Raw genomic sequence first — 26263 nt, forward strand, 5'->3', positions numbered from 1 at the left:
AGCGCCTCAAGCTATCCCCGCCGCGCCGCCTCGTACGCCGCGCGCGCCCCCGGAAAGCAACCCAGAGCCCGCGGCAGCACGCCTTGCAGCAGCGAGATCGCCACGCCGTAATTCGTCATCGGCACGCCCTGCCGTTCCGCCCGGTAGAGCCGCGCCAGCATGTGCTTGCGCGTCAGCATGCAGGCGCCGCAATGGATGACGATGGCATAGGGCGTCAGGTCCTGCGGCAGGTCGGGCTCGGCGACCACGTCGACCTCGATCCCCCCGCCGACGAATTGCCGCAGCCAGCGCGGGATCTTCACCCGCCCGATATCGTCGGCGAGCGGGCAATGCGTGCAGCTTTCGGCGATCAGCACGCGGTCGCCGGCCTTCAGCGCGTGGATCGCCGCCGCGCCGCGCGCGAGCTTCACCAGGTCGCCCTTGAAGCGCGCCATCAGGATCGAGAAGGTGGTCAGCGGCACTTCCGGCGGCGTATCGGCGGCTGCCTTCAGCACCACCTGGGAATCGCAGATCACCAGGCGCGGCGGGCGATCGAGCCGGGCCAGTGCGTCGCGCAGCTCGCGTTCCTTCACCACCATGCACATGGCGTCGGAATCGAGGATCTCCCGGATCACCTGCACCTGCGGCAGGATCAGCCGCCCCTTCGGCGCCCCAAGGTCGATCGGCACCACCAGCACCGCGAGGTCCCCCGCCGGCACCAGGTCACCCACCAGCCGCGGTTCCTCCAGCCGCTCGTCCGGCACCAGCCGGGTGATCGCCTCGCGCAGCAGGCCGATATTGCTGCCGGTGGCGGCGGAGACGGCGATCGTTTCCAGCCCCTCGCCCGCCAGCAGCTCCAGAACGGTGGCGGATGGCGCGGCAAGGTCGGATTTGTTGAAGACCACCAGCACCGGCGTGTCGTGTGCGCGCAACGCCGCGACGATGGCGGCATCGTCGGCGCCGTAGCCTTCCGGGCCGCAGACCAGCAGCGCGACATCGACGCGTTCCAGCACCGCCTCGGTGCGTTGCCGGCGCAGCGTGCCAAGGTCGCCGACATCGTCGAACCCGGCGGTGTCGACGAACACCACCGGGCCGACCGGTGCCATCTCCAGCGCCTTGCTCACCGGGTCGGTGGTGGTGCCGGGCGTGTCCGAGACGATCGACACGCTCTGCCCGGTCAGCGCGTTCACCAGGCTCGACTTGCCGACATTGCGGCGGCCGAAGACGCCGATATGCAGTCGCAGCCCCGCGGGAGTCTCCAGCATCGCCCTATCCCCGATAGCCGAGCCGCGTCATCGCCTCCGGCGAGAGCAGCGCGGTGATGGTGTCGGCATCCAGCAGCCCGGCCTCGATCGCCAGTTCGGCGACCGGCCGCCCGGTCGCCTGCGCCGCCTGCGCCAGTTCGGTTGCGCGTTCATAGCCGATCTTCGGCAGCAGCGCCGTCACCGTCGCCCAGGAGCGGCGCAGGTCCTCGGCGCAAACCTCGCGATTCACGGTGATGCCCTCGACGCAGTTCGCGCGAAAGGTCCGGCAGGCGCCGTCCAGCACCGACAGGCTCTGCAGCAGCGCATGGGCCAGCAGCGGCAAAAACGCATTCAATTCCAACTGCCCCGATTGCGCCGCCATCGTCACCATGGCGTCGTGGCCGATGGTCAGCATCGCCGCCTGCGCCACCGCCTCGCAGATCACCGGGTTGACCTTGCCCGGCATGATCGACGACCCCGCCTGCCGCGCCGGCAGGCGCAACTCGCCCAGGCCCGCGCGCGGCCCGGAGGCCAGCAGCCGCAGGTCGGAGGAGATCTTGAACAGGTTGACCGCATGCGCCTTGAGGATACCGGAGACCTCGACGAAGGCGTCGGCGTTCTGGGTGGCGTCCACCAGGTTCTCGGCGCGGGCGAGGCCGAAGCCGGTTTCCTCGCGCAGCCGCTCCACCACCAGGAAGATGTAGTCCTGCGGCGCAGTCAGGCCGGTGCCGATGGCGGTGCCGCCGAGATTGACCACCCGCAGCCGCTCCTCGCACTTGAACACCCGCCAGCGATCGCGCGACAGTGCTTCTGCCCAGGCCGAGAATTCGGCGCCGAAACTCATCGGGCAGGCATCCTGCAACTGGGTGCGCCCGATCTTCACCACGTCGGCGAAGGCCCGCTCCTTCGCCTGGAAGGCAGCCTGCAGCGCGGCGATGGATTTTTCCAGGGACCGCAGCAGCGCGATCGCCGCCACCTTCAGCGCGGTCGGGAACACGTCGTTGGTCGATTGGTGCAGGTTCACGTGATCCAGCGGATGCACGCGCCGGTAGCTTCCCCGCGCATCGCCGAGCAGTTCCCCGGCGCGGTTGGCCAGCACTTCGTTGACGTTCATGTTGAGCGAGGTGCCGGCCCCACCCTGCAGCGCGTCGACGACGATCTCTCCGGCCAGCCTGCCTTCGGCCAGCTCGTGGCTGGCCTGCACGATGGCATCGGCCACCGCGGGATCGAGGAAGCCAAGTTCGCGGTTGGTGCGGGCGCAGGCGCGCTTCACCACCGCCATCGCCCGCACCAGCGCGGCCGCCGGCGGTTGCCCGAGCAGCGGGAAATTCTCCACCGCCCGGGCGGTATGCACGCCCCAATAGGCGGAGTCGGGCACGGCATGCGCGCCCAGCAGATCGTGCTCGGTGCGCATGCCGCCGGTCTCCCCTAGCGCTTGCCGGCCGGCTTGCCCTTGCCGCCCTGCTCCTTGGCCCAGCTGTCGCGCAGGCCGATGGTGCGGTTGAACACCAGCGCCCCCGGCCTGGACTCGGGGTCAGGGCAGAAATAGCCCTGGCGTTCGAACTGCACCGCCTCGCCGGTGGCGGCCCTGGCCAGGGCCGGCTCCACCAGGCAGCCGGCCAGCACCTCCAGCGAGTTCGGATTGAGATCGGCCATCACGTCGCCCTCCGCCCCCGGATCGGGGCGGGTGAACAGCGGATTGTAGATCCGCACCTCGGCCGGCAGCGCATCGGCGGCGGAGACCCAGTGGATGGTGCCCTGCACCTTGCGCCCATCCGGGGCGTTGCCGCCGCGGGTGGCCGGGTCATAGGTGCAGCGCAGTTCCACCACCTCGCCCGAAGCGTCCTTCACCGCCGTGCGGCAGGTGACGAGATAGCCGTAGCGCAGCCGCACCTCGCGGCCGGGCGAGAGGCGGTAGAACTTGTTGGGCGGGTTCTCCATGAAATCGTCGCGCTCGACGAAAAGCTCGCGCCCGAAGCGCACCAGCCGGGTGCCGGCCGAGGGATCCTCGGGGTTATTGACTGCCTCCAGTTCCTCGGTGTGGCCCTCCGGCCAGTTCTCGATCACCAGTTTCAGCGGGCGCAGCACCCCCATGCGCCGCGGTGCGGCCGCGTTCAGGTGCTCGCGGATGCAGTGGTCGAGCAGCGCCGGGTCCACCACGCTGTAGGCACGCGCCACGCCGACGCGGCGCACGAATTCGCGCAGCGCCGCCGCCGGCACACCGCGCCGGCGCATGCCCGCGAGCGTCGGCATACGCGGGTCGTCCCAGCCCCGCACCGTACCGCCCGAAACCAGTTGGGTCAGGATGCGCTTGGACAGCACGGTATAGGCGATGTTCAACCGCGCGAATTCATACTGGCGCGGCCGCGCCGGCACCGGCAGGTGCTCGATCAGCCAGTCATAGAGCGGGCGGTGATCCTCGAATTCCAGCGTGCAGATCGAATGCGTCACCGCCTCGATCGCATCGGACTGGCCATGGGCGAAGTCGTAGGTGGGGTAGATGCACCATTTCTTGCCGGTGCGCGGGTGCTCGGCATGCAGGATGCGGTACAGCACCGGATCACGCAGGTTCATGTTGCCGGACGCCATGTCGATCTTCGCCCGCAGCACCCGCGCGCCGTTGGGGAATTCCCCGGCCCGCATGCGCTCGAACAGGTCGAGATTCTCGGCCACCGTCCGGTCCCGGTAGGGCGAGGGCTGGCCCGGCTCGGTCAGGGTGCCGCGCATCGCCCGCATCGCCTCCGGGGCGGTGTCGTCGACATAGGCGAGCCCGGCGCGGATCAGGTGCACCGCCCACTGGTACAATTGCTCGAAGTAATCTGATGCGTGGTAGAGGTGCACGCCCCAGTCGAACCCGAGCCAGCGCACGTCCTGCTGGATCGAGTCGATGAATTCCTGCTCTTCCTTCACCGGGTTGGTGTCGTCGAAGCGCAGGTGGCACCGCCCCCCGAACTCCTGCGCCACCCCGAAATTCAGGCAGATCGACTTGGCGTGGCCGATATGCAGGTAGCCGTTCGGCTCGGGCGGAAAGCGCGTGACCACGCCCGCGACCCGACCCGCCTGGAGATCATCCTGGATGATGTCGCGGATGAAGTCGCGCCCCCCCTCGGTTGGCGTCTCGGTCTCGGTCGGAATGGCCATGGGTGTCGATTCCATCAGCAAGCGTCGGATCAAGTGGAGCAACCTACACCGCGGCACGGATCGTGGCACGCATCCGCGGAGGCAGGGCGGAAAGACGGCAGACTCCGGGACGCGGGAAGGGCCGTGCCAGCCATGCCACCTCCGCACGGGACCGCCTCGAAAATTGCCGCTGAATTTTCATAGTTCGGCCACAGCGGGAAGCCTACACTCCTGGTTGCGACAAGAGGGGCGCCGGAAGCTCCCCTCACGAAACAGCAGAAGGGCCGCCCTGTGCGCCCTCGAAGTCTTCAGCTCCGCGCCCCGCGGAGCTCGCGTGAATGGGCCCGCTATCACGACATTCGAAAGCGGTGCCTCTTCGAAAAGTATAACGGCAAGGGTACGCCGTACTACTTCGAATACGATCCCAACCACCCCGACGAGCGTGACCCGGCGAACCATCCGCTGGTTTTCCTCTGCGACGGACGTGTCATCGGCACCATCCGCATCGACATCAAACCCGACGGTCGGGCCATCTTCCGCCTCGTGGCCATTGACGACCCCTGGCAGGGACGCGGCCTCGGCACCACCATGCTTTACATGGCGGAGAATTACGCCCGCGAGTGCGGCGCAACCACGATCTGCCTGAACTCGGTGGCGGATGCGTTCCGCTTCTACTCCCGCCACGGCTTTACGCCGACGCGCTGGGACGGCTGCACGCATAACCCCACCGAAATCCCCGTGGTCAAGCAGCTCAGCGACGAGGCCATGCAGCTCGCCGCCTGAGAGACCTGCAAAACCAGGAACATGGATCACGCTGGCCGGCAACGGCCAGCGTGATCGCGCATGCGGCTCCGCGGTAAGGGGCCCGGTCAGGCGGCGGAGTCGATGCTTCTCTCGTGACTCGCGGAGCGGGGGCGCAGTCCGACCAGCGGAGCGGGATCAGGAAACAGATGCGGCAGCGCCGCATCGGCAGGGGCATAGCCGTCGAGCAGCGTATCGGGCGCGTGCTGCACCATCTCCCAGGCCGCCTCGGACATCGACTGCAGGTGCAGATGCGGATACCAGCCGCCGTTCTCCTGCGGCGTGCCGATCATGCCGGCGACCGCGCCGCGCACAAGCCGCGTGCCCGGCGGCGGCAGTCCTTCATGCGCCAGATGGCCCAGCACCACGAATGCCGCCCCGTCCTGCGGCGTGTCGGCACGCAGCACGATCCAGCCCCCCCAGCCGCCCCCCAACAAGCCGCATGGGATGGCATGCACCACCTCCCCCGTCACCGGCGCCAGCACCGTCGTCCCCGCCGGCACGTTCAGGTCGATGCCCAGGTGGATGAAGCAGCCTTCCGGCAGGTAGTGGCCCCGCCATAGATGGGTACGGTCCTCGAGCCAGCCGCCCCAGCTATGGTCCGCGCCCAGCCGCGCCGTCAGCGCAGTGATCCAGCGATCACAGAATTCCGGGTCGTTCAGTGGGTTCTCGACCGTTATGTCCGGGAAATCGGCCCGCGCGAGCGCATCAAGCCGGAGTTCGACCCATCGCCGGTTCCCCAGCCCCGGAAAGATCCAAGGTGCATTCTGCATGGTCATGGTCCTCCAGGATTGACGCCCAGGGCTCGCGCCCTGCCCGCTGTCCAGGACAGTCCCCCTGTCCTTTCACCTTCGGCACGCCGGCCCGCGGACCCATGCGCCTGCCTTGGCATCTTGGCGCGGAACTGTAAAGTTTCAACTTCCTGGTGCATGACACTGTCAATGCCCGACAGCCCCCGCCCCCCGCAGCAAGGCCGTTCATGACCACCACCGCGCCGCGCCGCGGCACCCTGCCCCCCGGAGCCGGCTTCACCGCGCCGTTCGTGCGCAAGGCAGAGCGCGCCCCGGCCGGGCCGGGCGCCTATGTCCTGGTAGTGGTGCTGCGCCGGCGGCTGACGCTGACCATTCCGGGCCACGAGGGCGTGGTGCTGCCCGCCGGACGCTACCTTTATTGCGGCTCCGCCTACGGGGCCGGCGGGCTACGGGCGCGGCTGGGCCGGCACATGCGCCATGGCAAATCCGTGCGCTGGCACATCGACCACCTGACCGAGGCCGGGCGGGTCACCGGCGCCTGGGTGCTGCCTGGCGGCAACGAGTGCGCCCTGGTCGCCGCCCTGTCCCACCTGCCGGTGCCGCTGCCGGGCTTCGGCAGCAGCGATTGCGCCATTTGCCGCAGCCACCTGCTCCACTGGCCGGCGCGCGCACGCTGAAGCCCCCCCGCACGGCGATGGCGAAACCGGGTGCGGCTTTCGCCATGAGACGACCAGGGACACAGCACAAATATTAACCGGTCGATACAAGTATATTCCCGGTAACATTGGCGCCACGGAGGCGTCACCGGCCACTTATCCGCCGCACGCCCCGGCAGTAAAGAAATCCTGAAAACAAATTATCAGATGCTTATTTACAATATTTTCGTATCATAGGAAGCATCAAAGGTATTCTGAATCATCACGGCAGGCCGATGCCCGCAACCGATCTTCCAACATGCCGGAATCCGGTCCGGGGCAATCGGATCGCCAACGGAGCGGAACGTGTGCAGCTATGGCTTTGAATACCGTTATTGGCGGGTTATTTTTGCGCTGATCTTGCCGTCAGCACCGTCCTACGTGCCCGGCCCATCGCGATCCAAACCGGCCGGGCATGAATGCAGGGGATCCTGGCTTCCGGGACGATGTTGTCGACAGCGCCGTTGGCTTTGCGTCATCTCAGCATAATTTTAACGTTACTTGCGCTCGGGAAGGCCCAGACCCATGCTGAACGACAGGATATTCCTTGTAAAATGTGGGGGAGTTCCATGATCGCCACCACAGCCGAGGCGCAGGCACCACCGCGGGAGCGGTTTTTGCGGCAAATGCACGACCATGGCGACAAAAGCGTGACTATTCTTCTCGTCGATGACAACGGGCCACTGCGCGACGTCACGGCCCGTCTGCTCGGCATGGCGGGCTACCATGTCGTGACTGCGGCAAGTGCGGACGAGGCGATCCGTATCCTCGAATCCGAGGCACCGGTGGACCTGCTGCTCAGCGACGTCATCATGCCCGGCACGATGGACGGCTATGGGCTGGCCCGCTGTGCCGCCGTCTCGTCACGCCGCATCGGCGTGCTGCTGGTAAGCGCCTTCGCCCACACCCCGCCGGCCCACGACGCCGGGCTTGCCAACCTGCCGTTGCTGCGCAAACCGTACCGCGCGCGGGAATTGCTCAGCGCGATTGAAACCGTGCTCGCCACCGTGCAACAGCCGGCACCGTAATCCCCGCAACGGCAAGGCGGACCGCACCGGACAATCCCCTTGTCGCGTGACGTCCCGCAGCCGTGGTGGACCAGCCAGTCCTCACGATCCGCGGGCAGGCGCTCCGGGCATCGCGCAATCCGGGCGCAGCAGCATCGTGGAGCGCGTCCAGATCTGGGTCTGGCCAAGCAGTGGAACCAGCACGTACCCCCGCACGTGCAGTTGTCCCATCTCGTCGAGCCAGAGCCGGCAACTCCAGGCCGTGCCGGTCTCGGGATCGGTGATGCGCCCTTCCCAGGCATCGGACCCGGCGCGCGAAACCACCAGGATGGTCAGGCCGCACATCGGCCGTCCCTGCGGATCGGCGGGAAGGCTGCCATCCGGACGCACAGTCTCGGCCATGCCGACGATGCGCCCGCACCAACCCTGGGGACAGGCCGAAATGGCGATGACCCCGTCCCGGTCCTGGGTCAGCCACTCACCTTGGAGGCTGCTGGCCCAGGCGGGAAAAGCCACGGAAACAGCAAGGAGAAAAAAGAGCAGAGCGGAGGCGAAGCGTCGCCGTCCGTTCAATGGCATTCGCATCCCGGGGTCGGGCCGGACTGGTTGCGGATGACATGGTGGTCGATCCACTCGGCCACCAGCCGACGCGCCTCGTTCAGCGACGCCTCGGGATGATGGATGCGGTACAAGGTCGTGCAGGCCCGGAATGCATCAAGATCGCCGGTGCCATGGGCGCGCAGGTCGCGATAGGCGGCGACCACCGCCCGCTCGCAGCGGCGGGCGATCTGGCTGGTGTGATGTCCCATTGCGCGGTCGGTCTCCATGGGCGGACTGCCCCCGCCGGTCAGATTAGGGCAGGCGGTTGTCCCGGAGCAATCATGCTCGTGCGACGATTTCGGCCAGCGCCCGCCCCACCTCCGCGGTGCCGGCCTGCCCGCCCATGTCGCGCGTGCGCGGGCCGCCCTCGCGCAGAAGGGTCTCGATCGCTGCCACGATGGCGTCGGCGGCGGCTTTCTCCCCGAGATGCTCGAGCATCATCGCCCCCGACCAGACCTGCCCGATCGGGTTGCAGACATGCCGCCCGGCGATGTCGGGGGCCGAGCCGTGCACCGGCTCGAACATGCTGGGATGCACGCGTTCGGGATTGATGTTGGCCGAGGGCGCGATGCCGATCGAACCGGCGACCGCGGGCCCGAGATCAGACAGGATGTCGCCGAACAGGTTGGACCCCACCACCACGTCGAACCAGTCCGGGTGCTGGACGAAATGGGCGCACAGGATGTCGATATGGTACTGTGCGGTGCTCACGTCGGGGTATTGCTGCGCCATCAGCGCGAAACGCTCGTCCCAGTACGGCATGGTGAAGGTGATGCCGTTGGACTTGGTGGCCGAGGTGACATGCCGGCGCGGGCGGGTGCGGGCGAGTTCGAAGGCATAGCGCAGGATGCGATCGACGCCGTGGCGAGTCATCACCGTGAGCTGGGAGACGAACTCACGCTCGGTGCCTTCGAAATGGCGGCCGCCGGAGCTGGAATATTCGCCCTCGGTGTTCTCACGGACGACGTAGAAGTCGATATCGGCCTCGGTGCGGCCGGCGAGCGGCGTGCGCGCCCCGGGCATCAGCCGGCATGGCCGCAGATTCACGTACTGGTCGAAGCTGCGGCGGATCGGGATCAGCAGGCCCCACAACGAGACATGGTCGGGCACGCCGGGCCAGCCGACCGCGCCGAGGAAGATGCTGTCGCTCTCGCGCAGGCGGTCCAGCCCGTCGGGCGGCATCATCGCGCCGGTCTTCTGGTAAGTCTCGCAGGACCAGTCGTAATGATCGAGCTTCAAGGAGAAGCCGAAGCGGGTGGCGGCGGCGTCGAGCACGCGCAGGCCTTCCGGCACCGTTTCCTTGCCGATCCCGTCGCCCGGGATCACGGCGATCCGATAATTCCTGGCCATGCCGCGTCTCCTTCGTTCCCCTCAGGTCAACCACTGGAAGCCCCATCCGGTTGCCGCGTGCGGCAACCGACCGGAGTCGCGGCCCGCGCCAGCCTGCGGCCGCCTCCGGCAGGGGTCAATGCCGCGACGCCCGTGGCCGGAGCCCGGTTCATTCCACCGGAAACCGCCGGATGATTTCCCCCGCCACCCGTCCGGCCTCGTCGAGCGGCGGACGCGGCCAGGGTGAGAGAGTGTCTTCGAGCGGGTGCACCTGCCCGGCCTGCCGCAGGCTGTCGATCAGCCGCAGGTGTCGCGGGCCGGCCAGTTCGGGCAGGGCCACGAAGACCGGGACGGTGGTGGCGCAGGCCTCGCTGATCATCGAGACCGAATCGGCGGTCACCACGATCGCGTCGGCGCCGGCCAGGAAGCCGTGATACGGATTCTCGCCCGGCTCGCCCCAGCGATAGAGCAGGTGCAGCGCGCGCGAGAGGCCGACCGACAGCGCCGCCGTCGCCTCCGCCCCGGTACGGCGGCTGGTGGTGGCGAGCACCGCCCCGCCCCGTTCCGCGGCCAGGCGCGCCACCGCGACCCCGAGCCGATGGGCCAGGACGGGCGGCAGGCCGGTGCCACGGACCGGGCCGCCGACCAGCAGCGCCACCCGCGGATGCGGCAGATGCGCCAGCCGCTCCTGCCACGCGGCGGCGGCCTGTCGCAGGATCAGTGGCGAGAGCCGGTGCGGCGCCCCGAGCACCGGCATGACATTGGCCGCCTTGTCGGGATGGTCGTGCTCGGGGATCACCAGCAGGTCGAAATGCCCGGCGCGGAACAGGCCGCCGATTCCCGGCCGCATGCAATGCACGATGCGGCAACCGGTCTGCTGCTTCAGCCAGAGCGCCACCGCGCTGGACCGGCTGCCGGCGGAAATCGCCAGCGTGGGCAGGACGCCCGGCTCTCCCGAAGCGGTGGATGGGGCGGCTATGCCGCGGGCCAGGGTGGCGCGGGCCGGCCCGGCCAGTCCGAGCAGCGAGCCATGCCGCGCCAACCCGGCCAGGTGCGCCATCCAGTTCCAGGTCAGCGGGATGCGGCGGAACGGCACGCCGAGTCGCTCGGCGATGCCGATTGCCTGGGCCGCGGTGCCGGCGCGCGGGTCGTCCAGCACCCAGACCCGCTCGGCGGGCAGGGCGGCAGTCTCGAGATCGCGGGACGGATGGATACTCACGCCGATGGACGCCCGCGGATGGGACGGCTAATGGAACGGCACGAGACGGAGGGCGTGATGACGAAACTGCACATGACGGACTGGGATCGGGATGCCGCGCTCACGACAGCGCGCATCCTGCTGGAGATCAAGGCCGTCAATTTCCGCCCCGAGGAACCCTACACCTTCACGTCCGGTTGGAAGTCACCGGTCTACATCGATTGCCGGCGGATCATCTACTTTCCCCGCGCCCGCGCCAAGATCTGCGAGCTGGGCGTCGAGAAGATCGGCCGCCATGTCGGCTTCGAAAGCATCGACGTGGTCGCGGGCGGGGAAACCGCCGGCATCCCCTACGCCGCCTGGCTCGCCGACCGCATGCTCGCGCCGATGGCCTATGTGCGCAAGCAACCCAAGGGATTCGGCCGCAACGCGCTGATCGAGGGCGACGTCCCCGAAGGCAAGCGTACCCTGCTGGTCGAAGACCTGACCACCGACGGCGCCAGCAAGATCCAGTTCTGCCAGGCCCTGCGCGACGCCGGCGCCATCGTCAACCATACCTTCGTGGTCTTCTTCTACGGCGTGTTCCCTGGCAGCTTCGAGACGCTGGGCAAGATGGACATCCAGTTGCACCACCTCTGCACCTGGTGGGACGTGCTGGAGGCCTGCCGCGACCGGCCGTATTTCAGCAACGACGCCCTCGCCGAGGTCCGGCGCTTCCTGGAAAATCCGGTGGCGTGGTCGGCCGCCCATGGCGGCGTTGCCTCGGCCGAGGAAGCGGCGGCCCGAAAGGCGCGCAAGGCCTGATCCCCGCGCGCGCCCGGTCGGGAACGCAAGGGCGGTGACCGGCGAGGCTGCGCCGGTCGCCGTGATCGGCGCCGGGTTTTCCGGCACACTGGTGGCGTTGCAGCTCGCGCGGCACCTGCCACCGCACCGCCCAATACTATTGTGCGAGCGCAGCGGCGCCTTCGGCCCGGGTCTGGCCTATACCAGCGGCCACCCGGACCACCTGCTGAACGTGCGCGCCGCCAACATGAGCCCGTTCCCGGAGGCGCCGTCGCATTTCCAGGACTGGCTGGACCGCCAGCCCGCCGGGGAAGCCGGGCAGCGCCACCTGGCCGCGCCGGGCAGCTTTGCCTCGCGCGCGCTGTACGGCCGCTACCTGGGCGAGTTGCTCGAGGCCGAGGTCGCCGCCTGCCCGGGGCGGCTGCAGCGGATCCACGCCCAGGTGACCTGCCTGCGCCCGGCCGAGGGCGGATTCGCGCTGGATTTCGCCGATGGCTCGACCCGATTCGCCACCGCCTGCGTGCTGGCGATCGGCAACCTGCCGGCGGCCGGCACCTGCACGCCGCTGGTGCGCTACGATCCCTGGGCCACCACCACCACCACCGGCCTGCGGCCCGACATTCCGGTCCTGATCATCGGCACCGGCCTGACCATGATCGATCTCGCGGTCGAGATCTTCGCCCGTGGCGTGCCAGGGCCGGTGGTCGCGCTGTCCCGGCACGGCCTGCTGCCGCATGCGCATGCCCCCGCCCCCGCCTGTCCCCCCATCGCCTTCTCGGACACCGAGCGCCGCTCGGCGCTGGCCCTGCTGACGCGCCTGCGCGCGGAGGTGGCTGCCCAGGACGGCAACTGGCGCGGCGTCGTCGACGCGATCCGGCCGATGACTCAGACGCTGTGGCAGGACATGCCCCTGCCCGAGCGCACCCGGTTCCTGCGCCACCTGCGCACCTTCTGGGACATCCATCGCCACCGCATGGCCCCCTCGGTCGCCGCCATGGTCGAGAGCATGCGCCAGAGCGGCTTCCTGCAGGTCCTGCGCGGCCGCGTGCTCGACATCGCCGAGGATGGCGAACTGGCCGAGGTGTCGTGGCAGCCGCGCCGCGCCGCCACCTCCCGCAGCCTGATCGTGCAAAGGGTGATCGTGGCGACCGGGGTGGAAAAGGCGGTGCGCACCTCCGACCGCCTGCTGCGCGGGTTGCTCGACCTTGGCGTGGCGCGACTCGATGTGCTCGGCATGGGGCTGGATGTCACCGCCGAGCTGCGGCTGCTCAACGCCCGTGGGCGACCCGTGGATGGGTTGTGGGCGCTCGGGCCGATCGTGCGCGGGGTGTTCTGGGAATGCACGGCGGTGCCGGACATCCGGGCGCAGGCGGTGCAGGTGGCCCGGGCGGTGGCGGAAACGCTGGAATAAAAAATGGGATCCAAGGGCCTTCGGCCCTTGGTGGAGGTCCAGGAGGTGAAGCCTCCTGGCGGGGGCGGGGCAGCGCCCCGCAGAAAGGCAAGGGCTCCGCCCTTGACCAGGCAGGGGCCACAAGGCCCCTGCACCCCATTCTCGCTGCGCGGCTTACGGGGCTTCGATCGGCGGCGGCCGGTGTACCGTCACCTCGGGCAACGGCCCTTGCCAGCGTTCCACCTCCACCAGGCAGGACTGCGCCGATGGCCCCTGCCCCAGCCTGGAAGTGCCGACATCCTGGGTCAGGATGTTCGGATTGCCATGCACGCACAGGCTGCCGGGACGGCCCGGCTCCAGCGGATCGAACCAGGCGCCGGTCGCCATTACCACCACCCCCGGCATCGGCGCGTCCGATAGCCGCAGCCCGGCGAGACAGGCGCCGCGATCGTTGAACACCCGGACGATGTCCCCCTCCCCGAGCCCCCGCGCGGCAGCATCGGCGGGATGCATCAGGATCGGCTCGCGGCCGGCGATCTTGTCGGCCGCGGCGACGCGGCCCTGGTCGAGCTGGCCATGCAGCCGCGTCGCCGGCTGGCTGGTCAGCAGGTGCAACGGCCAGGTCGCCGCCGCCACGCCGCCAAGCCATTCCCGCGGCTCCAGCCAGACCGGATGGCCAGGGCAGTCGTCATAACCGAAGCCGGCGATCGTTTCGGAATAGATCTCGATGCGGCCGGACGGCGTGTGCAACGGCGCCGCGACCGGATCGCGCGCGAAGGCGGCGAAGGGAACGTCCGTCCGCGGCGGCTCGGGGATCTCGACATGGCCCTGCTCCCAGAACGAGTCGAAATCGGGCACCTCGATGCCGCGCCGGGCGCACCCCTCCGACCAGGTCGCATAGAGCGCACGCAGCCAGGCCCCCACGTCGCGTTGCCCGGTGAAGCGCTCCCGCACCCCCAGCGCATCGGCGACATCAGCAAGGTAATCGAATTCGTTGCGTGCCTGCGCCTGCGGGGCGATCGCCTGCTTCATGGCGAGGACGAACCGGTCCGCGGAGGATGAACCGATGTCGTCGCGCTCCAGCGTGGTGGTGGCCGGCAGCACGATGTCGGCGTGGCGCGCCGGCGAGGTCCACCACGGCTCGCTGACGATGATGGTCTCGGTGCGCGCCCAGGCCCGCAGCAGGCGGTTGAGGTCCTGGTGGTGGTGGAACGGATTGCCGCCGGCCCACCAGATCAGCCGGATATCGGGATAGCTACGGGCCTGGCCGTTGTAATCATAGGCGCCGCCGGGACGTTCCAGCATCTCGGTCAGCCGCGCGACCGGGATCACGGACCGCGCCGGGTTGGTCATCGCCGGCAGGGACACGCTGGGCACCCGTTCGCGGGTGATGCCCATGCCGCCCATGCTGCCATAGCCGAAGGCGAAGCCCTGGCCCGGCTTGCCGATGCCCCCCAGCATGGCGGCGAGCGCGGGCAGCATCCAGAACGGCTGCTCGCCCCGCTCGGCGCGCTGCAACGACCAGGCGGCGGCGAGCAGGCTGGGGGCACGGGCACAGTCACGGGCCAGCGCCGCGATGGTAGCGGCCGGAACGGCGGTGATCGCTTCGGCCCAGGCAGGCGTTTTCGCCACACCATCTGCCTGCCCGAGCACATAGGCGCGCAACGGCTCGTGGCCGGTGGTGCAGCGCTGCAGGAAGCCGGTATCGGCCAGCCCTTCGCTGAACAGCACATGCGCCATCGCCAGCATCAGCGCCACGTCGGTGCCCGGCCGGATCGGGATCCATTCCGCCCGCGCCCAGTCCGGCATGTCCGAGCGCACCGGCGAGATATTGACCAGCCGCAGCCCCGCCTCGACCGCGAGCCGCAGGTGCAGCGCCATCTCGTGCCGCGCGCCGCCGCCCGAGGTGATCTGGCCGTTGCGCAGGGTGATGCCGCCGAAGCAAAGCATCAGCTTCGTATGGGCGACGATGTCGCGCCATTCCGGCACCGGTCCCTCGACCGGAGCATTGGTGCCGACGATGCGCGGCATCAGCGTCATGCCGGTGGCGTACGAATAATTGGTGACCTGCCCGGTATAGCCGCCGGCGCAGGCCAGCAGCCGCTGCAACTGGGTCTTGGCATGGTGGAAGCGCCCGGCCGAGGACCAGCCATAGCTGCCACCGAAGATACTGGCCGGGCCATGGGTGTCGCGCACCCGGGCGACCTCCTCGGCCACCAGCCGGATGGCGGTGTCCCAGTCCACCGGGACGAAAGGCTCGGCACCGCGCAACGTGCCGCCGCCGCGGTCGCCGCGCAGCCAGCCGCGCCGGATATGGGGACGGTCTATACGTACGGGTGAATGCACGGCATCGGGAATGGCGGCCAGCAGTGCCGGCGGAGCGGGGTCGCCCGGAAAGGGCCGCGCCTCCACGACCCTGCCGTCCTCGACGACGGCGGTGAAGGCGCCCCAATGGGCGGAATGCGGCCGGAACTGCGTCATGCGGAAATCCCCCTCACCGGAAGGTGGCAGCCGGATACGCCCGCGGCAACCCCACGGGGTTCCGCGCCCGGGGCGGCGGATCTAGGATGTTCCCCTCTCGCCGGTTTCCGCATGAGGCATTGCATGAACCCGCCCACCCCCAGCGCGATCCGTCCCAACTCCAACGCCGCCCGGGACATCGCGGCCGCGCTGCATCCCTATACCGACCTGGTTGCCCACCAGCAGATCGGGCCGGTGGTCATCACCCGTGGCGAGGGCGTGCGGGTCTGGGACGATGCCGGGAAGTCCTATATCGAGGCCATGGCGGGGCTGTGGTGCGCCAGCCTCGGCTTCTCCAACCAGCGGCTGGTCGAGGCCGCGGTGGCGCAGATGCGCCGGCTGCCCTTCTATCATTCCTTCTCCGCCAAGTCGCACGAGCCACTGATCGAACTGGCGGAGATGCTGCTCGCCCGGGCGCCGGTGCCGATGAGCAAGGTGTTCTTCGCGAACTCCGGCTCCGAGGCCAATGACAGCGTCGTCAAGATGGTCTGGTACTTCAACAACGCGCTCGGCCGGCCGCAGAAGAAGAAGCTGATCGGCCGGGTGAAGGGCTATCACGGCATCACCACCGCCTCGGCCAGCCTGACCGGCATCCCGACCAACCATCGCAGCTTCGACGTGCCGCTGGCCGGCTTCATCCACACGCTCTGCCCGCATCATTACCGCTTCGGCGAGGCGGGCGAGAGCGAGGAAGCGTTCGCCACCCGCTGCGCCGAGGAACTGGAGAAGCTGATCCTCGCCGAAGGGCCGGAGACGGTGGCGGCGATGTGGGCCGAGCCGATCATGGGCGCAGGCGGGGTCATCGTGCCGCCGGCGACCTATTTCGAGAAGATCCAGCCGGTGCTGCGCAAATACGACGTGCTGCTGGTCGCCGACGAGGTAATCTGCGGCTTCTGGCGCACCGGCAATTACTGGGGCAGCCAGACCTACGGCATCCAGCCCGACATCCTGACCTGCGCCAAGGCGCTTTCCGCCTCCTACCTGCCGATCTCGGCGGTGCTGGTGAACGACCGGGTGTTCCAGGGGCTGGCGCAGGAGAGCCACCGCATCGGCACCTTCGGCCATGGCTTCACCTATTCCGGCCATCCGGTGCCGGCGGCGGTCGCGGTCGAGACGCTGAAGCTGTACGACGAGCTGGGGATCGGCGAGCATGTGCGCCGGGTCGGCCCCTACATGCAGGACGGGCTGCGCCGTCGCTTCGCCGACCACGAGCTGGTCGGCGAGGTGCGCGGCACCGGCCTGATCGGAGCGATCGAGCTGGCCGAGGACAAGGCCACCCACAAGCCCTTCGACCCCGCCCGCAAGATCGGGCCGCGGCTGGCGAAGCTGAGCGAGGCGAACGGCGTGATCAGCCGGGCGATGGTGGACGTGCTGGCCTTCAGCCCGCCGCTGATCATCACCGAGGCCGAAATCGACGAGATGCTGGACAATTTCGGCCGCGCCCTCGACCAGTTGGCCGCCGAACTGAAGCAGGAAAAGGCCGCGTAACAAAGACTTCGGGCGGCAAGGGCTTTACGACCCTTGCCGCCCGGATCCAGGGGCGGCGCGCCCCTGGCCTTCCTTATTTATGGGATGGGCGGCTCAGTCGCCCACCGCGCGCAGCTGCGGCCGGCCGGCCTCGATCAGCCGCTCGTAGACGGCGACGTAGTCCTCGGCCATGCGCCGGGCGGTGAAGCGCTTGTCGAACTGGGCGCGCACCTTCTGGCGGTCGATCTGGTCCAGGCGGCCGCAGGCGGCCACCGCCTCGTCCACGTTCTCGACCACGAAGCCGGTGAGGCCGTCATCCATCACCTCGGGCACCGAGCCGCGGCGCATGGCGATCACCGGGCAGCCGCAGGCCATCGCCTCGATCATCACCAGGCCGAACGGCTCCGGCCAGTCGATCGGGAACAGCAACGCCTTGGCACCGGAAAGGAAAGCCGGCTTCTGCGCGTCGTTGATCTCGCCGATGAACTCGACATTGGCGTTGGCCAGCAGCGGCTCAACGTTGTTCTTGAAGTATTCGGCGTCGGCCTTGTCGACCTTGGCCGCGACCTTCAGCTTCACGCCGCAACGGCCGGCGATCTGGATGGCGCGCTCGATGCCCTTCTCCGGCGAGATGCGGCCGAGGAAGGCGAAGTAGTCGCGCTCCCCTGCCGGCTGCGGCGTCAGCAGCTGGGCGGGGATGCCATGGTAGACGGTGTCGACCCAGCCGACATCGGGCAGCGGCTTGCGCTGGCTGTTGGAGATCGAGATCAGCGGCACGTTCGGGAACATGCGGTAGACCGCGGCGAATTCCGGCAGGTCGAGGCGGCCGTGCAGCGTGGTCAGGAACGGCACGTGCTGGCGGCTGAACACCGAGTTCGGCCAGTAGTCGATATGGAAGTGCAGCACGTCGAATTCATGGGCGCGATGGCGGACGTGCTCGATCAGGATGGCGTAGGTGGAGACCCAGTCACGGATATCCGGGTCGAGCCGCAGGGCGCGCGGCCAGGGGGCATCGAGCTTCGCCGAGGTAACGGAATCCCCGGAGGCGAACAGCGTGACGTCGTGGCCCAACGCGACCAGTTCCTCGGTCAGGTTAGAGACGACGCGCTCCGTGCCGCCATAGAGCTTCGGCGGCACTGCCTCGAAGAGGGGCGCGATCTGGGCGATACGCATGGCCGTGAGACCTTTCAGTCGGGGTCAGTGTGCTAAGCGGGGACCCTGGCGCGGAGGTTCCGGCGCCGGATCGGTTCCAGGATGTGTTACGCAGTCAAAGTGGCGAAAACGCGGCCGTTCCCACACGATTTCGTTAATCGCTGGCCAGCTTGAGCGCGGCACGTTGCGCCAGCCGGTCATAGAGGCCGAGATAGTCGCGAGCCATCCGCCACGAGGTCCAGCGCTGCTCGAAACGCCGGCGCACCGCGGCGCGGTCCAGCGCCTCGACCTGCGCGCAGGCGGCGACGGCCTGGTCGACCGTATCGACAACGAAACCGGTCAGCCCGTCCTCGACCACCTCGGGCACCGAGCCGCGACGGAAGGCGATCACCGGGCAACCGCAGGCCATGGCCTCGATCATCACCAGGCCGAACGGCTCCGGCCAGTCGATCGGGAACAGCAACGCCTTCGCGCCGGAGAGAAAATCGGGCTTCTCGGCATCGCCGATCTCGCCGATGAACTCGACGTTGCCGGTCTGCAGCAGCGGGGCGACCACGTCACGATAGTACTGCGCGTCTTCCTCGCCGATCTTGGCCGCCACCTTCAGCTTCACCCCGGCAGCCTCGGCGATGCGGATCGCGCTCTCGATGCCCTTCTCCGGGGAGATGCGGCCGAGGAAGGCGAAGTAGTCGCGCTCCCCGACCGGCTGGGGGGTCAGCAGGTGGGCGGGCATGCCGTGCAGCACGGTGCCGGCCCAGTGCAGGTGCGGCATCGGCCGGCGCTGGCTGTCGGAGATCGAGACCAGCGGCACATCCGGATACAGGTCGTAGATCTCGGGCACCCAGTCCTGGTCGAGCCGTCCGTGCAACGTGGTCAGGAACGGCGTGGACTGGCGGCTGAACAGGGCGAAGGGATGGAAATCGATGTGGAAGTGCAGCACGTCGAATTCGTGCGCACGGCGGCGCACCATCTCCAGCATGCGCGCATAAGGGGCATTGTTGCGCTCGAAATTCGGCACGAAGCGCGCCGCCCGCTCCCGCACCGGAACCAGCTCGGCCGACGTCACGGAGTCGCCGGTGGCAAACAGGGTCACGTCGTGGCCCATGGCCACCAGTTCCTCGGTCAGCCAGTGGACCACCCGTTCGGTGCCGCCATAGCGCCGGGGAGGAACGGATTCGAACAGCGGCGCGATCTGGGCGATGCGCATGGATAAGGCGCCCTTTGCGGGAAAGAGGGGACCGGGGGAACGGTTCGGATCCCCACCGGCATCGTCGTTCTAGGAGGCGAATATGGCGAAATGCCGGCGCCTTCGGGCCGGCGCCGCCTTCTTTTGGTGCGACGCCGTCAAAATCACGCCGCAATGCACAGGCATGCTGCCTTTCGAAAGCGGGCAGACCGGACCCGCGGCGGCCGGGGGCACCAGAGGCACCCAGTCGTACCGGATTCACCAGATTTCGGGGGCCGCGGCTCCGGTGACCGCACCTCAGATGAGAGTCCTGAGACCGTGAACAGCACTGAGCACTTGGGGCAGATAACCAACTACCGGAAACGCCCCCTCGCCTTCCTCCTGCATTACGTCAGGCGGCACCGGACAGCACATCTTGTGATCCTTGGTTCGGTGTTATTGGCCGTCATCTGCTCGGTCTGCACCCAGTACGGGCTGAAGGGATTGATCGACGTGATCTCCCAGGGCCCGGCGGCGCAGGGCGTCTGGGCTGCCTTCGCCGTGCTGTGCGGCCTGATCGCCGCGGACAACATGCTGTGGCGTGTCGGCGGCTGGGTCGCCGCCCGCGCCTTCGTGCGCGTCACCGGCGATGTGCGCAGCGATCTGTTCCTGCACCTGGCCGGCCACTCCCCGACCTATTTCTCCGAGCGCCTGCCCGGCACGCTGGCGAGCCGCATCACCGCCACCTCCAACGCCATCTTCCAGACCGAGAACACCTCGACCTGGAACGTCATCCCGCCGATCGTCGCGGTCTGCGTCGCGGTGGTGCTGCTGACCACCGTCAACCCGGTGATGGCCGGCGCGGTCATGGCGGTCAGCCTGGCCATGGCGGCGCTGATCTTCCGCCTCGCCCGCAACGGCACGCCGATCCACCGCGAATTCGCCACCCGCGCCGCCGGCGTCGACGGCGAGCTGGTCGACATCATCTCCAACATGTCGGTGGTGCGGGCCTTCGGCGCCACCATGCGTGAACACCAGCGCGTCACCGGCGCCATCGGCGAGGAAATGACCGCCCGCCGGCGCAGCCTGATCTACCTGGAAAAGCTGCGCCTGCTGCACGCCGTGCTCACCGCCTTTATCACCGCCGGCCTGCTCGCCTGGGGCGTGGTGATGTGGCAGCACGGGCTCGCCACCCCGGGCGACATGGTGCTGATCTGCTCGCTCGGCTTCACCATCCTGCACGGCACCCGCGACCTCGCGGTGGCGCTGGTTGACCTGACCCAGCACGTCGCCCGCCTGGGCGAGGCCCTGGACAGCCTGCTGGTCGAACACGACCTGCCCGACCACGCCAACGCCTCCGCCCTGAAGGCCGGCCCCGGCCACGTGACCTTCGAGAACGTCCACTTCGCCTACCCGAGCCGGCCGGCCGTGCTGAACGACCTGACGCTGGACATCCAGCCGGGCCAGCGGGTCGGGCTGGTGGGCGCCTCGGGTGCCGGCAAGTCCACCGTGCTGTCGCTGCTGCAGCGCTTCCACGACGTGCAGGGCGGCCGCGTGATGATCGACGGGCAAGATATCAGCCAGGTCACCCAGGCCAGCCTGCGCGACATGATCGCCGTGGTGCCTCAGGATATCTCGTTGTTCCACCGCACCGTGATGGAGAACCTGCGCTACGCCCGGCCGGACGCGACGGAAGAGGAAGTGCTCAAGGCCACCGAGATCGCCCGCTGCCGCGACTTCATTGAAGCACTGCCCGACGGCTTCAACACCATGGTCGGCAACCGCGGCGTGAAGCTCTCGGGCGGCCAGCGCCAGCGCCTCGCCATCGCCCGCGCCCTGCTGAAGAACGCGCCGATCCTGCTGCTCGACGAGGCCACCTCGGCACTTGATACGGAAAGCGAACAGGCCATCCAGGCGGCCCTCGACACCCTGATGGAAGGCCGCACCGTCATCGCCATCGCCCACCGGCTCTCCACCCTGCAGAACTTCGACCGCATCGTGGTGATGAAGGCCGGCCAGGTGATCGACGACGGCACCCCGGAAGGACTGGCCAACCGCCCCGGGCCATACCGCGACCTGCTGCGCAAGCAGGCGCCGGTTGCCGAGGAAACCCGGCCGGTGCTCAGGGTGGCGTAACCGTTCCGGGGCGCTGCCCCGGCCCCGGCAGGAGGCTTTGCCTCCTGCACCTCCACCAAGGGCGAAGCCCTTGGATCCCGGCCGGGCAACGAGAGTTGACCGGCCGGTTTGCTATCGTGTTCGCCGTTCCGGCCCGCACACCGCCAGGATGCGGGCATGCAGGAACCGGCAGCCCCATTCGTCCCCGCCGTTCCCTCCCCGCCGGCGCGCGAGCTGCCGGCCTGGGAGGTCTTCCGCTACATGCGGCGCACCATCATCCCCACCTGGCCGCGCGCGGCCTACGAGGAGATGGTGCTCCGTCGCCGGCTGTTCGGCATTGACACGCTGATCGTCAACGAGCCCGGCCTGGTGCGGCACGTGCTCACGACGAACGCCGCAAACTACAAGCGGCCAGTTCGGACACGACGTCCGCTGCGGCCGGCTTTGGGCAACGGCGTGCTGCTGGCCGATGGAACCGATTGGCGGCGCCAGCGGCGGATGCTGGCGCCCCTATTCACCCCCCAGCATGTCGGCCGCCTGCTGACGCATTTCATGGCAGCCGGCAATGACCTGTTGCACAGTCTCGGAGACGGATGCTTCAACCTGTCCGACCTGTTGCAAAAGGCGGCAGTGGACGCGATTTGTCGTGCCCTGTTCTCCCTGTCCGCAGAGGGTGCCAGAGCCACCGGGTTGCCCGGGCTGCTGCAGGAGTTCCTGAAGGGTGTCGGCCGCATCAGAGTCTGGGACGTTCTTGCCCGGAGTGACGGTGACTTCGCCTGGTTCATGCGGGATCGGTTCGCCTTCGCCGGGCGCTGGCGCCAGGCGGTTGACGCCGTGATCACTGCCCGGCGCGACCTGCCTCAGGAAGCGGTTGGGCGCGACTTGCTGCAATTGTTGCTGGATGCACGCGATCCTGAAGACGGCAGCAGGCTGACGGAAGAAGAGATCCTGGACCAGGTCGCGACGTTGCTGGCGGCCGGCTTCGAGACCACCGCGCAAGCGATGTTCTGGACCCTCTATTTGCTTTCCTTCGACCGCGCCGCCCAGGACGGGATCCGTGCCGAACTGGATGCTTTCCCGCCCGGGCAGGTCAGCGAACTCGCCGATCTGGGACGCTGGCCCGCCTTGCGCCGCGCTTTCCTGGAAGCGTTGCGACTCTATCCGACCGTGCCCTTCATTGCCCGGGCGGCATGCGGCCCGGATCGGCTGGGCGACATCGCCATCGACCGCGGCGCGATCGTGTTTGTGTGTCCCTGGACCATCCACCGGCATCGCCGGTTCTGGGACGCCCCGGACGCCTTCATCCCGGCCCGCTGGATCGGGCGCGAAGAGCAGACCGGCAATCACTTCCTGCCCTTCGGCGCGGGGCCACGGATCTGCCTGGGCGCGGCCTTTGCCCAGGCCGAGGCCATGATCCTGCTGGGAACGCTGTTGTCGCACTTCGAGGTATCGTTGGACGATGACCGCCCTGTGCTGCCCGAAGCGGTGCTGACGACCAGACCGAGTATCGAGCCCTGGTTTCGCCTGCATCCCCTCGATTCGGGATCCAAGGGCCTTCGGCCCTTGGTGGAGGTGCAGGAGGCAAAGCCTCCTGCCGGGGTCCGGGGCAGCGCCCCGGCACCCTAGCCGCGCAGCAGGCGGATGATGGTTGTCGTATTGGCAACCGCAACGAAGGCTTCCAGCACGGTGCCGCCGATCGATCCGCTGACGATATTGTTGACCAGCCAGGCCATGGTGCAGCCAAGCAGGACCAGCCGCAGCTTCACGCCCTGAAGCAGGAAGACGGCGGCGGTCGCGCTGCATCCGGCGATGATCGGCACCAGCCCGAACGGGCTCTGCAGCACTGGCAGGCCGAGGGCGAGGTTGAGCGCGATGAACACGCCGGCGAGCCAGGGCGCGCGGAATCGCGCCGCCAGCAGGCTGCGCGCGGCGGAGACGAAGGCGCTGGTGCCGGCGGCCATGTTGCCCAGCAGCACGAAATGGAGCGCATACGCAATGTTCTGCGTGCCATTCAGCAGCTTGAGCGAGACATCGCGCTTCTGCAGGAACGCCGCCACGCCGAGTGCGAGCGCGACATAGCCGACACATTGCGTGGTCGAGAAAGGCTGAAAACCGTCCATGGGTGCGTTCTATCATCCAGGGCGGCGCTCCGATGTAACCGATTTCTCAACCTTCCCTTTCGGGTGTCGCGTGGCCGGAACCGGGTTATCCTCGGTCCGCCCGGCCAAAGTCATGGCCGCATGGCAACGAAGCATTGCGCCCATGCGACAGCGTCAGATTTAGGCACTCTATAACCCTTACGAATTGTATAAGGTGATTTATCATAAACGCAGGCATTGATCAGCCTAATTGGAAGGCTGATCCTTCGCCTCGTCTCCCGGCACGTCGCAGCGTTCCGCAGGAAAGAGCACATCGCATGAGCCGCTTCAGACGTTTCGCCACCGTCCCGATGGGACCGACCTAGACCTCCGTGGAGCCCTGCATGAGCGCTGCCGCCCCGCCGCCATTTCCGCCCGATATCTCCGGCTACACGATCGTTCCCGAACGGCACTGGGGCCGCTGGACCGCGGTGGTGCTGATGCTGGTGCTGCTGGCCCTGCTGGTGCGCGCCTTCGCCCTGGGCCAGATCGAGTGGCCCTATGTGGGCAATTTCCTGACCGCCCCGGTGATCCTGCAGGGATTGTTCAACACGGTGACGATGTCGGTCGCCGCCATGGCGCTGGGCATCGTGCTCGGGGTCGTCGCCGCGGTGATGCGGATGTCGGACAATCCGGTGCTGCAGGGGGTGGCGATCGGCTATTCCTGGCTGTTCCGCGGCACGCCGCTGATCCTGCAATTGCTGCTCTGGTTCAACCTGGCCCTGATCTTCCCGGTGCTCGGCCTGCCCGGACTGTGGTCGGTGCGCACCGTCGACGTGATCACCCCGGCCATCGCCGCGCTGCTCGGGCTCGGCATCAACCAGGGGGCCTATACCTCGGAAGTCATCCGGGCCGGCATGCTCTCGGTCGATGCCGGCCAGTACGAGGCGGCCAAGGCGATCGGCATGACCCGGCTGCGGGCACTGCGGCGGATCGTCTTCCCGCAGGCCATGCGGGTGATCCTGCCCCCGCTCGGCAACGAGTTCATCAGCATGGTGAAGGCCACGTCCCTGGCCAGCGTGGTGCAGTACTCGGAACTGCTGCACAACGCCCAGAACGTCTACTACGCCAATTCGCGCGTCATCGAGCTGCTGCTGGTCGCGGGCTTCTGGTACCTGGTGGTGATCTCGGTGCTGACACCGTTGCAGGCCCTGCTGGAACGCCGCTTCGCCCGCGGCGTGGGAGGCGGGCGATGAGCCGGACACCGCTGGTCTCGATCGTCGACCTGCATAAGCATTTCGGCACCTTCCATGCCCTGCGCGGGGTATCGCTCGATGTCGCGGAGGGCGAGGTGCTGTGCATCATCGGTGCCTCCGGCTCGGGCAAGACCACGCTGTTGCGGTGCGTCAACCAACTGGTGGAGCCGGATGCCGGGGCGATCTGGGTGGATGGCGAGCTGGCCGGTTTCCGCATCCGCAACGGCCGGCTGCACCACCTGGGCGAACGCGAGATCGCGCGGCAGCGTCTCGCGACCGGCATGGTGTTCCAGCGCTTCAACCTGTTTCCGCACATGACCGCGCTGGAGAACGTCATCGAGGGCCCGGTACAGGTGCAGCGCCGGCCGCGCGCCGACGCGATCCGCGAGGCCCGCGAATTGCTGGCCCGGGTGGGGCTGGCCGACAAGGCGGGGGCCTATCCCGCCCAGCTCTCCGGCGGCCAGCAGCAGCGCGTCGCCATTGCCCGGGCGCTGGCGATGCGGCCACGGCTGATGCTGTTCGACGAACCCACCAGCGCGCTGGATCCGGAACTGGTCGGTGAGGTGCTGACGGCGATGAAGGAACTCGCCGCCTCCGGCATGACCATGATCGTGGTGACGCACGAGCTGGGCTTCGCCCGCGAGGTGGCGGACCGCGTCGTGTTCATGGACCACGGCAGCATCGTCGAATCCGGTCCGGCGCGGCAGGTGCTCGGCGCCCCCCGTGAGCCGCGCACCCAGGCCTTTCTCGCCGCCGTCCTGTCCTGAGGAGCCCCTTCGTTCATGCTCAGATCCCTTCTCCTGGCCTCCCTGCTCGCCACCTCCACGCTGGGGGCGGCCGTGGCCGCGGACCTGCCGGCGACGATCCGCGAGCGCGGCACCATCGTGGCCGCGATCGTGCCAAACTATCCGCCGCTCGACCTGCGTGACCCGGCGACCGGCCAGCTCAGCGGCTTCGACGTCGAACTCGGCAATGCGCTCGCCGCCCGGCTCGGGGTGCGCATGGTCTGGCAGGAAACCAGCTTCGAGCAGATGCTCTCGGCCGTGCGCACCGGGCGCGTCGACATCGTCCTGTCGGGAATGAGCGACCTGCCCGCCCGCCAGGACAACGCCACCTTCATCGATTACCTCCGCTCCGGCTCGCAGTTCTTCACCCAGGCCAGCCGCGCCGCCGAGTTCGCCACGCCGACGGCGCTGTGTGGCAAGTCGGTCGGGGCCAGCCGGCGCACCGCCCTGCCCGGCGACGTCACCGCCTTCAGCGATGCGAACTGCGTCGCCAAGGGGCTGCCGCCGATCCGCGTGGTCGGCACCGAGGGATCGGCGGATGCGCGCACCCAGTTGCGCCAGCAGCGCATCGACGCGGCCATGCAGGGCGGCGAGACCCTGCCCTACATCATGACGCAGGAGCCCAACACCTACGCCCTGGTCGGCGAACCGGTGCGCTATACGTTGATGGGCATCGCCGTCGCCCGCGAGGCCACCGGATTGCAGGAGGCCCTGGCCGATGGCGTGCGCGCGCTGATGGCCGACGGCACCTACGCGAAGCTGCTGGCGAAATGGTCGCTGACCCCGAGCGCGATCCCGGACGTCAGCATCAATGGCGGCAAGTGAGG

At 68.4% G+C, this 26263-nt stretch carries 23 protein-coding genes; 11 read left to right on the forward strand and 12 right to left on the reverse strand.

From position 1 onward, the window contains the following. Positions 1-11 precede the first annotated feature (11 nt). The 3 genes from hydF to NBY65_RS27405 are packed head-to-tail and all read right to left on the reverse strand — an operon-like array spanning position 12 to position 4364. The gene (hydF, locus tag NBY65_RS27395) at positions 12-1244 is read right to left on the reverse strand and encodes a [FeFe] hydrogenase H-cluster maturation GTPase HydF (RefSeq protein WP_150038715.1); all 1233 of its coding nucleotides are present in this window, start codon (positions 1242-1244) and stop codon (positions 12-14) included. Positions 1245-1248: 4 nt separating this feature from the next. Continuing rightward, positions 1249-2637, reverse strand: coding sequence for an aspartate ammonia-lyase (locus tag NBY65_RS27400; protein WP_150038717.1), 1389 nt, complete (start codon positions 2635-2637; stop codon positions 1249-1251). A gap of 14 nt (positions 2638-2651) precedes the next feature. Then, positions 2652-4364, reverse strand: a complete 1713-nt coding sequence (locus NBY65_RS27405) for a glutamine--tRNA ligase/YqeY domain fusion protein (RefSeq protein ID WP_150038719.1) — start codon at positions 4362-4364, stop codon at positions 2652-2654. A 270-nt stretch (positions 4365-4634) separates the two neighbouring features. Here NBY65_RS27405 and NBY65_RS27410 point away from each other — a divergent pair, with 270 nt between their 5' ends. Next, the gene (locus NBY65_RS27410) at positions 4635-5126 is read left to right on the forward strand and encodes a GNAT family N-acetyltransferase (RefSeq protein WP_162530356.1); all 492 of its coding nucleotides are present in this window, start codon (positions 4635-4637) and stop codon (positions 5124-5126) included. Between the two features lie 86 nt (positions 5127-5212). Here the strand turns inward: NBY65_RS27410 and NBY65_RS27415 are convergent, their stop codons facing one another. Then, entirely contained in the window at positions 5213-5917 is a 705-nt protein-coding gene (locus NBY65_RS27415; RefSeq protein WP_250265748.1) for a peptidoglycan DD-metalloendopeptidase family protein, read from the reverse strand. A gap of 206 nt (positions 5918-6123) precedes the next feature. Here NBY65_RS27415 and NBY65_RS27420 point away from each other — a divergent pair, with 206 nt between their 5' ends. Continuing rightward, positions 6124-6573 (forward strand): GIY-YIG nuclease family protein, encoded by a 450-nt coding sequence (locus tag NBY65_RS27420; RefSeq protein ID WP_150038726.1) that lies wholly within the window; start codon positions 6124-6126, stop codon positions 6571-6573. A 587-nt stretch (positions 6574-7160) separates the two neighbouring features. Further along, entirely contained in the window at positions 7161-7619 is a 459-nt protein-coding gene (locus NBY65_RS27425; protein WP_162530358.1) for a response regulator, read from the forward strand. Positions 7620-7700: 81 nt separating this feature from the next. Here NBY65_RS27425 and NBY65_RS27430 read toward each other — a convergent pair whose 3' ends face one another. From NBY65_RS27430 to NBY65_RS27445, 4 genes are all read right to left on the reverse strand, one after another. After that, complete coding sequence (locus tag NBY65_RS27430; RefSeq protein WP_150038730.1) at positions 7701-8183, reverse strand: DUF2147 domain-containing protein; 483 nt, start codon at positions 8181-8183, stop codon at positions 7701-7703. Then, on the reverse strand, positions 8168-8407 hold the full coding sequence (locus NBY65_RS27435; protein ID WP_150038912.1) for a hypothetical protein: 240 nt from the start codon (positions 8405-8407) through the stop codon (positions 8168-8170). The genes NBY65_RS27430 and NBY65_RS27435 overlap by 16 nt, the downstream gene beginning before the upstream one ends. A 70-nt stretch (positions 8408-8477) precedes the next feature. After that, positions 8478-9548 carry a tartrate dehydrogenase gene (locus NBY65_RS27440; protein ID WP_150038732.1) on the reverse strand — a complete coding sequence of 357 codons (1071 nt, stop codon included), beginning with the start codon at positions 9546-9548 and terminating at the stop codon, positions 8478-8480. 148 nt (positions 9549-9696) lie between these two features. After that, positions 9697-10746: a mitochondrial fission ELM1 family protein gene (locus NBY65_RS27445; RefSeq protein ID WP_239002624.1), complete on the reverse strand. Its 1050-nt coding sequence runs from the start codon at positions 10744-10746 to the stop codon at positions 9697-9699. A gap of 57 nt (positions 10747-10803) precedes the next feature. Here NBY65_RS27445 and NBY65_RS27450 point away from each other — a divergent pair, with 57 nt between their 5' ends. Further along, positions 10804-11529 carry an orotate phosphoribosyltransferase gene (locus NBY65_RS27450; protein WP_150038734.1) on the forward strand — a complete coding sequence of 242 codons (726 nt, stop codon included), beginning with the start codon at positions 10804-10806 and terminating at the stop codon, positions 11527-11529. Positions 11530-11563: 34 nt separating this feature from the next. Then, positions 11564-12919 (forward strand): FAD/NAD(P)-binding protein, encoded by a 1356-nt coding sequence (locus tag NBY65_RS27455; RefSeq protein WP_203330342.1) that lies wholly within the window; start codon positions 11564-11566, stop codon positions 12917-12919. A 153-nt stretch (positions 12920-13072) separates the two neighbouring features. Here NBY65_RS27455 and NBY65_RS27460 read toward each other — a convergent pair whose 3' ends face one another. Beyond that, positions 13073-15379 carry a molybdopterin-dependent oxidoreductase gene (locus tag NBY65_RS27460; protein ID WP_150038738.1) on the reverse strand — a complete coding sequence of 769 codons (2307 nt, stop codon included), beginning with the start codon at positions 15377-15379 and terminating at the stop codon, positions 13073-13075. Between the two features lie 123 nt (positions 15380-15502). On the opposite strand from NBY65_RS27460, the gene NBY65_RS27465 reads away from it, so the two are divergent. Then, positions 15503-16906 (forward strand): aspartate aminotransferase family protein, encoded by a 1404-nt coding sequence (locus tag NBY65_RS27465; RefSeq protein ID WP_150038740.1) that lies wholly within the window; start codon positions 15503-15505, stop codon positions 16904-16906. A 93-nt stretch (positions 16907-16999) separates the two neighbouring features. On the opposite strand, the gene NBY65_RS27470 is transcribed toward NBY65_RS27465, so the two are convergent. After that, positions 17000-18058: a glycosyltransferase family 4 protein gene (locus NBY65_RS27470; RefSeq protein WP_150038742.1), complete on the reverse strand. Its 1059-nt coding sequence runs from the start codon at positions 18056-18058 to the stop codon at positions 17000-17002. A 133-nt stretch (positions 18059-18191) separates the two neighbouring features. Beyond that, positions 18192-19244: a glycosyltransferase family 4 protein gene (locus NBY65_RS27475; RefSeq protein WP_150038744.1), complete on the reverse strand. Its 1053-nt coding sequence runs from the start codon at positions 19242-19244 to the stop codon at positions 18192-18194. A gap of 411 nt (positions 19245-19655) precedes the next feature. On the opposite strand from NBY65_RS27475, the gene NBY65_RS27480 reads away from it, so the two are divergent. Then, the gene (locus NBY65_RS27480) at positions 19656-21338 is read left to right on the forward strand and encodes an ABC transporter ATP-binding protein (protein WP_338110372.1); all 1683 of its coding nucleotides are present in this window, start codon (positions 19656-19658) and stop codon (positions 21336-21338) included. 156 nt (positions 21339-21494) lie between these two features. Beyond that, positions 21495-22943, forward strand: a complete 1449-nt coding sequence (locus NBY65_RS27485; protein ID WP_150038748.1) for a cytochrome P450 — start codon at positions 21495-21497, stop codon at positions 22941-22943. Here the strand turns inward: NBY65_RS27485 and NBY65_RS27490 are convergent. Beyond that, entirely contained in the window at positions 22940-23437 is a 498-nt protein-coding gene (locus tag NBY65_RS27490) for a YgjV family protein (protein ID WP_150038750.1), read from the reverse strand. The genes NBY65_RS27485 and NBY65_RS27490 overlap by 4 nt on opposite strands. A 362-nt stretch (positions 23438-23799) precedes the next feature. Between NBY65_RS27490 and NBY65_RS27495 the strand changes: the two genes are divergently transcribed. Genes NBY65_RS27495 through NBY65_RS27505 form a run of 3 tightly spaced genes read left to right on the forward strand, consistent with a single transcriptional unit; the run spans position 23800 to position 26261 of the window. After that, complete coding sequence (locus tag NBY65_RS27495) at positions 23800-24651, forward strand: amino acid ABC transporter permease (RefSeq protein WP_150038752.1); 852 nt, start codon at positions 23800-23802, stop codon at positions 24649-24651. Next, positions 24648-25418: an amino acid ABC transporter ATP-binding protein gene (locus NBY65_RS27500; RefSeq protein ID WP_150038754.1), complete on the forward strand. Its 771-nt coding sequence runs from the start codon at positions 24648-24650 to the stop codon at positions 25416-25418. The genes NBY65_RS27495 and NBY65_RS27500 overlap by 4 nt, the downstream gene beginning before the upstream one ends. Positions 25419-25433: 15 nt before the next feature. Then, positions 25434-26261 carry an ABC transporter substrate-binding protein gene (locus NBY65_RS27505; protein WP_150038756.1) on the forward strand — a complete coding sequence of 276 codons (828 nt, stop codon included), beginning with the start codon at positions 25434-25436 and terminating at the stop codon, positions 26259-26261. Positions 26262-26263: the final 2 nt, after the last annotated feature.

Source organism: Rhodovastum atsumiense (genome assembly GCF_937425535.1).
Classification (GTDB): Bacteria; Pseudomonadota; Alphaproteobacteria; order Acetobacterales; family Acetobacteraceae; genus Rhodovastum; species Rhodovastum atsumiense.

What these genes read in the sequence shown, in the direction of transcription:
- NBY65_RS27450 (WP_150038734.1), top strand. Translation starts at nt 10,804, where the DNA reads ATGACGAAACTGCACATGACGGACTGGGATCGGGATGCCGCGCTCACG.
- NBY65_RS27435 (WP_150038912.1), bottom strand. Translation starts at nt 8,407, where the DNA reads ATGGGACATCACACCAGCCAGATCGCCCGCCGCTGCGAGCGGGCGGTG.
- NBY65_RS27465 (WP_150038740.1), top strand. Translation starts at nt 15,503, where the DNA reads ATGAACCCGCCCACCCCCAGCGCGATCCGTCCCAACTCCAACGCCGCC.
- NBY65_RS27485 (WP_150038748.1), top strand. Translation starts at nt 21,495, where the DNA reads ATGCAGGAACCGGCAGCCCCATTCGTCCCCGCCGTTCCCTCCCCGCCG.
- NBY65_RS27405 (WP_150038719.1), bottom strand. Translation starts at nt 4,364, where the DNA reads ATGGCCATTCCGACCGAGACCGAGACGCCAACCGAGGGGGGGCGCGAC.
- NBY65_RS27425 (WP_162530358.1), top strand. Translation starts at nt 7,161, where the DNA reads ATGATCGCCACCACAGCCGAGGCGCAGGCACCACCGCGGGAGCGGTTT.
- NBY65_RS27440 (WP_150038732.1), bottom strand. Translation starts at nt 9,548, where the DNA reads ATGGCCAGGAATTATCGGATCGCCGTGATCCCGGGCGACGGGATCGGC.
- NBY65_RS27460 (WP_150038738.1), bottom strand. Translation starts at nt 15,379, where the DNA reads ATGACGCAGTTCCGGCCGCATTCCGCCCATTGGGGCGCCTTCACCGCC.
- NBY65_RS27490 (WP_150038750.1), bottom strand. Translation starts at nt 23,437, where the DNA reads ATGGACGGTTTTCAGCCTTTCTCGACCACGCAATGTGTCGGCTATGTC.
- NBY65_RS27420 (WP_150038726.1), top strand. Translation starts at nt 6,124, where the DNA reads ATGACCACCACCGCGCCGCGCCGCGGCACCCTGCCCCCCGGAGCCGGC.
- NBY65_RS27430 (WP_150038730.1), bottom strand. Translation starts at nt 8,183, where the DNA reads ATGCGAATGCCATTGAACGGACGGCGACGCTTCGCCTCCGCTCTGCTC.
- hydF (WP_150038715.1), bottom strand. Translation starts at nt 1,244, where the DNA reads ATGCTGGAGACTCCCGCGGGGCTGCGACTGCATATCGGCGTCTTCGGC.
- NBY65_RS27495 (WP_150038752.1), top strand. Translation starts at nt 23,800, where the DNA reads ATGAGCGCTGCCGCCCCGCCGCCATTTCCGCCCGATATCTCCGGCTAC.
- NBY65_RS27470 (WP_150038742.1), bottom strand. Translation starts at nt 18,058, where the DNA reads ATGCGTATCGCCCAGATCGCGCCCCTCTTCGAGGCAGTGCCGCCGAAG.
- NBY65_RS27475 (WP_150038744.1), bottom strand. Translation starts at nt 19,244, where the DNA reads ATGCGCATCGCCCAGATCGCGCCGCTGTTCGAATCCGTTCCTCCCCGG.
- NBY65_RS27400 (WP_150038717.1), bottom strand. Translation starts at nt 2,637, where the DNA reads ATGCGCACCGAGCACGATCTGCTGGGCGCGCATGCCGTGCCCGACTCC.
- NBY65_RS27415 (WP_250265748.1), bottom strand. Translation starts at nt 5,917, where the DNA reads ATGCAGAATGCACCTTGGATCTTTCCGGGGCTGGGGAACCGGCGATGG.
- NBY65_RS27505 (WP_150038756.1), top strand. Translation starts at nt 25,434, where the DNA reads ATGCTCAGATCCCTTCTCCTGGCCTCCCTGCTCGCCACCTCCACGCTG.
- NBY65_RS27500 (WP_150038754.1), top strand. Translation starts at nt 24,648, where the DNA reads ATGAGCCGGACACCGCTGGTCTCGATCGTCGACCTGCATAAGCATTTC.